Origin of the sequence: uncultured Bacteroides sp. (genome assembly GCF_910586915.1) — a bacterium.
Classification (GTDB): Bacteria; Bacteroidota; Bacteroidia; order Bacteroidales; family Bacteroidaceae; genus Bacteroides.
This window is the reverse complement of record NZ_CAJULN010000031.1, coordinates 24,678-31,048: the sequence shown is the minus strand read 5'-3', so window position 1 is coordinate 31,048 and position 6,371 is coordinate 24,678. Positions and strand designations below refer to the sequence as shown.

The 6,371-nt window shown below is 43.9% G+C and carries 6 protein-coding genes; 2 read left to right on the top strand and 4 right to left on the bottom strand.

Annotated elements, in window-relative coordinates; translation table 11 throughout:
• Positions 1 to 83: 83 nt before the first annotated feature.
• Positions 84 to 641 (top strand): hypothetical protein, encoded by a 558-nt coding sequence (locus QZ331_RS10835; protein ID WP_294630143.1) that lies wholly within the window; start codon positions 84 to 86, stop codon positions 639 to 641.
• Between the two features lie 173 nt (positions 642 to 814).
• Positions 815 to 2,149 (top strand): NADP-specific glutamate dehydrogenase, encoded by a 1,335-nt coding sequence (locus tag QZ331_RS10830; protein ID WP_294630141.1) that lies wholly within the window; start codon positions 815 to 817, stop codon positions 2,147 to 2,149.
• Between the two features lie 107 nt (positions 2,150 to 2,256).
• Here QZ331_RS10830 and QZ331_RS10825 read toward each other — a convergent pair whose 3' ends face one another.
• The 4 genes from QZ331_RS10825 to QZ331_RS10810 form a co-directional block, all read right to left on the bottom strand.
• Positions 2,257 to 3,051 carry a porin family protein gene (locus tag QZ331_RS10825; protein WP_294630139.1) on the bottom strand — a complete coding sequence of 265 codons (795 nt, stop codon included), beginning with the start codon at positions 3,049 to 3,051 and terminating at the stop codon, positions 2,257 to 2,259.
• 38 nt (positions 3,052 to 3,089) lie between these two features.
• Entirely contained in the window at positions 3,090 to 4,217 is a 1,128-nt protein-coding gene (locus tag QZ331_RS10820) for a PCMD domain-containing protein (protein ID WP_294630137.1), read from the bottom strand.
• Positions 4,218 to 4,417: 200 nt separating this feature from the next.
• Positions 4,418 to 5,314 (bottom strand): Rpn family recombination-promoting nuclease/putative transposase, encoded by an 897-nt coding sequence (locus QZ331_RS10815; protein WP_294630135.1) that lies wholly within the window; start codon positions 5,312 to 5,314, stop codon positions 4,418 to 4,420.
• 97 nt (positions 5,315 to 5,411) lie between these two features.
• Complete coding sequence (locus QZ331_RS10810; protein WP_294630133.1) at positions 5,412 to 6,332, bottom strand: Rpn family recombination-promoting nuclease/putative transposase; 921 nt, start codon at positions 6,330 to 6,332, stop codon at positions 5,412 to 5,414.
• Positions 6,333 to 6,371 lie beyond the last annotated feature (39 nt).

Here is a 6,371-nt window from a genome sequence, read left to right as displayed (position 1 = left end):
TGTGCAACTTTTTCATTTGTAAATATTTAGATTCTTAATTCAACCAACGAGTAAAAGAAAACTATATCCGACCCTTCCATTGCTTGGTAGAGGGGGCAGACACCCCCGACTTCCGTCGGTGCGACACCCTGGGCTGTGCTTCCGGCCACAACCCGAAAACCGCTTTCCAAGTGCAACCGGAAGGCAAATACCGCTTCATCCACCTTTCGCCACTGCCCAACCATATTTGCCACATCGCAGAAATTTATTTCAAAGACAAAAACCAGGCAACCATCCCGGCCAAAGCCGACCGTGACAAAGTCAGCTTCTTCCCCACCAATAGACTGACGGACAACAACATCCTCACCGCCATGATTCTTTCCGAGAAACTGATTTACTCATGTCCCGAAAACCGTCTGCCGGAAAGCATCCACCTGCTTCCGGCAAACGACGGAAACGGCATCTACCCAGACGACGAATACGAACTTTTCTATTTCAATTTCCGCGAAGGATGGATATCGTGCGGGACGAAAAAGGCAGACGGCTATTCTCTCACCTTCGGCAACGTACCCGAAAACGCACTGTTCTGGCTACAGAATCTTACCACCGGAAAGGAAGAACGCATCTTCACCTACGAGAACAAAACACAATGCTTCAAGTAACGGAAAGAAAATATCCTTTTATTCATTTTTCATGCGATAAAATATCAAATTTGATATTTTATCGCATATTTCTTTATAAAATGTTTGTCGGTTTAATTTTTATCTTTACTTTTGCAACCGCATAAAAGAAACGGATATCGAATTAAAAAAACATCAATAAAAGAAAAAAGATTATGAATGCAGCAAAGGTATTAGACGATTTAAAGAGAAGATTTCCCAACGAACCGGAGTATCATCAAGCAGTAGAAGAGGTTCTCTCTACCATTGAAGAGGAATACAACAAACACCCGGAGTTTGACAAAGCAAACTTAATCGAGCGTTTGTGCATCCCCGACAGAGTATATCAGTTCCGCGTGACTTGGATGGATGACAAAGGTAACATCCGGACAAACATGGGCTACCGCGTGCAGCACAACAACGCCATCGGCCCGTACAAAGGCGGTATCCGTTTCCACTCATCCGTGAACCTCTCTATCCTGAAGTTCCTTGCCTTTGAACAAACATTCAAAAACTCACTCACCACGCTGCCGATGGGTGGTGGCAAAGGTGGTTCCGACTTCTCTCCGCGCGGAAAGTCGAACATGGAAGTAATGCGTTTCGTGCAGTCTTTCATGCTGGAATTGTGGCGCCACATCGGTCCGGAAACCGACGTTCCTGCGGGTGATATCGGCGTAGGCGGCCGTGAGGTAGGCTTCATGTTCGGTATGTACAAAAAACTGGCTCATGAGTTTACGGGAACCTTTACGGGCAAAGGACGCGAGTTCGGCGGTTCGCTGATTCGTCCCGAAGCTACCGGATACGGAAACATCTATTTCCTGATGGAGATGCTGCAAACCAAAGGTACCGACCTGAAAGGCAAGACTTGCCTGATTTCGGGCTCGGGCAACGTGGCTCAGTACACGGCAGAAAAAGTGCTGGAGTTAGGTGGCAAAGTGTTGACAATGTCCGACTCCGACGGCTATATCTACGACCCGGACGGTATCGACCGCGAAAAACTGGATTACATCATGGAACTGAAAAACCTGTACCGTGGACGTATCCGCGAATATGCCGAGAAGTACAGCTGCAAATATGTGGAAGGCGCTCGTCCGTGGGGTGAGAAAGCTGATATCGCGCTGCCGTCGGCCACTCAGAACGAGATTAACGGCGACGATGCAAAGAAACTGATTGCCAACGGTGTGATGGCGGTTTCGGAAGGTGCGAATATGCCGTCTACTCCGGAAGCTATCAAAGTGTTCCAGGATGCCAAGATTCTTTACGCTCCGGGTAAGGCTGCCAACGCCGGCGGTGTATCCGTGTCGGGTCTTGAGATGACTCAGAATTCCATCAAACTGAGCTGGAGCGCCGAAGAAGTGGACGAAAAGCTAAAGAGCATCATGAAGAATATCCATGAAGCGTGTGTTCAGTATGGTACTGAAGCCGACGGATATGTGAACTACGTGAAAGGTGCCAACGTGGCCGGATTCATGAAGGTGGCCAAAGCAATGATGGCGCAGGGTATCGTATAAAAAAATCGGTCCGAAGAAAGAATAGAAACCATAGTTTATAAAAAAAAGAGACTGTCTGCGTGTGATGCGCAAGACAGTCTCTTTTTGTATATCTTACCGAAGCGGTCTTAGAAGGCATATCCGAATCCGACATTCAGATAGATGGGATACATGGCAAAGGTGATGGTTTCGAAATCTTTCTTGAATACATCGTTCAGTCCCCAGGTCAGGTCAGCATACACGTTCAGATGTTTGAAGGCTTTCCATTCGCCGCCAAGCTGTGCACCCCACTGGAACTTCCGCAGATTTTCCGAGAAGTCGTATGTGGCTATGCTCTCACCACTGAAATTGACACGCTGCCCGTTCTCGTCCGGAGTACGCAGATGGCCCTCATATACATGACCAGAGAAGTTGCCTTCGCTCATATAAGAGAAGTAAGGGCCGAGCGATACTTTCCAACGACTGCTTATTTTGTAATTGGCAAGCAATGGGATAGTCAGGTATGAGTTTTTTACTTTTGTCTTCACACCACCGGTCCATAGTCCCTGCAATTCTCCACCGTCGGCGTTGATAATCTTCATTCCATAGTTTTTTACGGTGGCTTTGGTGGTCATGGTTTTATTTTCCAACCGTATGCCGGCAGTCATTCCCCACTTCTTGTCGTTACCCAGCCACTTGGTGGCGTTTCCTTCGAGAGCAATGGCAATATTGGGCGAATAGTTGTCGATGTTACGTATCTCTTTGGGCAAAGGCAACGGAGCCGTTCCACCAATGCTCAATCCTGCTTTGATGCTATATTCCCATCCATGCAGATAGGAGTAGATAAGGGCTTTGCTACGTTCGGTCTGTGCAAAAGACAGTTGCGGGCAAAGTATTGCCAGAAACAGCAATCCTGCAATTCTATTATATATTGTCCTCTTCATTTTTTCTTATTATTGAATGATTTATAATAGGGATACAATTAGTTGTTTGAGTCGGGGTAGTTTACTATTTCCACCTGGTCTACATACAGCGTACTTCCCACTGCTCCTTCAAACTTGGCTCCGTCGACACTTGAAGAAAATACGATGGCAAGTTTATAGATACCTTTCTTCAGTTTCTCCGAGTCAATGGATTTGCCCTTCTTCAATTCAAAATCAAAATTAAATTCTTTCCAGTCATCGGTCTCGGGTAGTTGGTCAATGTTCCGTGCCAAAGCTACAATATTCTCAGAAGTCAGCGAGTTGGAACCATCAAGGAAGTGCACATTATCATCCGTTTCGTACAGCACACCGTAAATATCGCATTGGTCTTTCTTTCCTTCAACGATTTCTCCCTTCACGGAGAACTGAGGACCTGCCTTGTATTTATAATGTCCTTTCAAACTCTGTGGCCGGTAGAAATAGGGGAATCCGAAACGGGTTGCTTTCATCGCGTCATTCAATGCTTGCCCCACCTCGAACGAACCTATGAACAGGTTGCCTGCTGCAATGTACATTTTCACCATTGATCCGAAACTGCCTGTGTCTTTAGTCTCCAATTTTACACATTTCCCCCCGTTTATACCACCATTGACCTGTACGGTAGGATAGTCCAAAGGCGTTTTTGCCTGTGCCGTTAATTTATATCCAGGATTTCCACTCGACCATTCCAAGCGACGCAGAATGTGTCCTTCGTCCTTTTCTTCATAAAATACATGGTAAGGAGTGAGGGAACTTAGCATCTCAAATCCGTAGGCAGTGGGCATTTCTGTCTGCCAAAGTCTTACTTCATAGGTTGCCGAGAAAGCGCCATCTTCGGAAGTAACTTTAAATTTGCGCATCTTATTTTCTTCAAAGTTATATGTGTCCGTTCCGTCTGTTTGTAACTTCTGCTCAGGTGCTACGGTAGCTCCTGCCGGGAGTTCAAAAAGAAGATTAATTTTCGACAGGTCTGCCGCTTTCGACACATATAATTGGATAGTAAATGCATTCGGGTCAATCAAACATTGCTGAATATCCTTTCCTCTACAGCCATCTATAGCTGCTTCTACATTTAAGGCTTCATCCTGAATACAGGAAACCATTGCCAGACACATCATCATTCCGGCTAATACTTTTTTCATTTTCATTAATTAAAATATTTAGTTGAAAAAACGATTTGGATGCAAAGATAGCGAAAAGTGTTGATATACATAGAGAATAGCTAAATTCTATCATACAAAAAAAACAGACGAATGAAGTCTACGTTCACTCGTCTGTCCTATATTTGAGGGAGTCAAAAGCCTTAAATTCGTAACGGTTTAGACAAATAATCACAAAGAGGAATCGTCTATAAACCATCAATTTCCGATTGGGAGAGTCCGGTGACTTCACTGATAGAAGAGACAGGCATTCCCATACGTTTCATTTGAAGGGCAATGGTACGACGTTCTTCGATTTTACCTTCAGCTCTTCCTTTTTCCAATCCCTGTGCCAAGCCTCTCTCTATCCCTTCCACCAAACCTTCCGCTCTGCCCTTCTGCTCGGCAAATTCCATCGTAACCAAATTATCACGATACACCTTGATACTTTCGTCATACTTGATGCGTTCTTCTTTGGAAAGAGAAGCAATATCAACAATCTTTTCCAACTTTTCAAAGACTGACTTACGCGCAGTAAAAGGCATTCGGTTTAAAGTTTCCATATTTTTCAAAACATAAATCCAACGTTCGAAATCGGTATCGCACTCATTCTCTTCTTTCATGAAAGAGGGAAGTTCGATAAAGATAAAACGGAGTTTATCCGAGAATTGTTCGTGTGTATCACGGTCGGAAAGAACGATGTCAGTACGAAGTTTGTGAGGCATATCGTCCAGACGGAAGTTCATAAAGAATACGCCGTAAACTGCTTTTAAGTTAAAACGCCAAGAAGCACCCTTTTCACCCTGGCGAGAAATGGCGTGCGAAAGGTAGAATAAGGCACGTTCGCGAAAGTTGATCTGCTGCTTGTTCTGCATCTCGACGATAAACTGCTCACCGTTCTCAGTGGTACAATAGATATCGTAGATAACGCCACGATCGCCCATATACTCAGGAAGTATCTCTTTATCAAGAAAGGTGATGTCAGTTATACTTTTCTCATCCACTAACAAGTCGTTGAGAAAGTCGATTAGAAGGTCTTTACTGACTTCCTGACCAAAGATTTTCTTAAAGCCGACGTCAGTGAAAGGGTTTATAAATTTCGCCATGATTCTAACTATTTATCCTTTTGAAGATTACAAAGATAGCGTTTGATTATGGATTATCCTAATCAATAACTGCATAAAGAGTGAATTTCAATCTCTTTTATAACAGGGCGATTTCCGATTCAGAAAGTCCGGTGACTTCACTGATAGAAGAAACAGGCATTCCCATACGTTTCATTTGAAGAGCAATAGTGCGACGTTCCTCTATTTTACCTTTTTCCATTCCTTGTACAAGCCCTTTTTCTATACCTTGTGCCAAGCCCTGTGCCAAGCCTCTCTCTATCCCTTCCGCCAAACCTTCCGCTCTACCCTTCTGCTCGGCAAATTCCATCGTAACCAAATTATCACGATACACCTTGATACTTTCGTCATACTTGATGCGTTCTTCTTTGGAAAGAGAAGCAATATCAACAATCTTTTCCAACTTTTCAAAGACTGACTTACGCGCAGTAAAAGGCATTCGGTTTAAAGTTTCCATATTTTTCAAAACATAAATCCAACGTTCGAAATCGGTATCGCACTCATTCTCTTCTTTCATGAAAGAGGGAAGTTCGATAAAGATAAAACGGAGTTTATCCGAGAATTGTTCGTGTGTATCACGGTCGGAAAGAACGATGTCAGTACGAAGTTTGTGAGGCATATCGTCCAGACGGAAGTTCATAAAGAATACGCCGTAAACTGCTTTTAAGTTAAAACGCCAAGAAGCACCCTTTTCACCCTGGCGAGAAATGGCGTGCGAAAGGTAGAATAAGGCACGTTCGCGAAAGTTGATCTGCTGCTTGTTCTGCATCTCGACGATAAACTGCTCACCGTTCTCAGTGGTACAATAGATATCGTAGATAACGCCACGATCGCCCATATACTCAGGAAGTATCTCTTTATCAAGAAAGGTGATGTCAGTTATACTTTTCTCATCCACTAACAAGTCGTTGAGAAAGTCGATTAGAAGGTCTTTACTGACTTCCTGACCAAAGATTTTCTTAAAGCCGACGTCAGTGAAAGGGTTTATAAATTTCGCCATGATTCTAACTATTTATCCTTTTGAATACTACAAAGATAG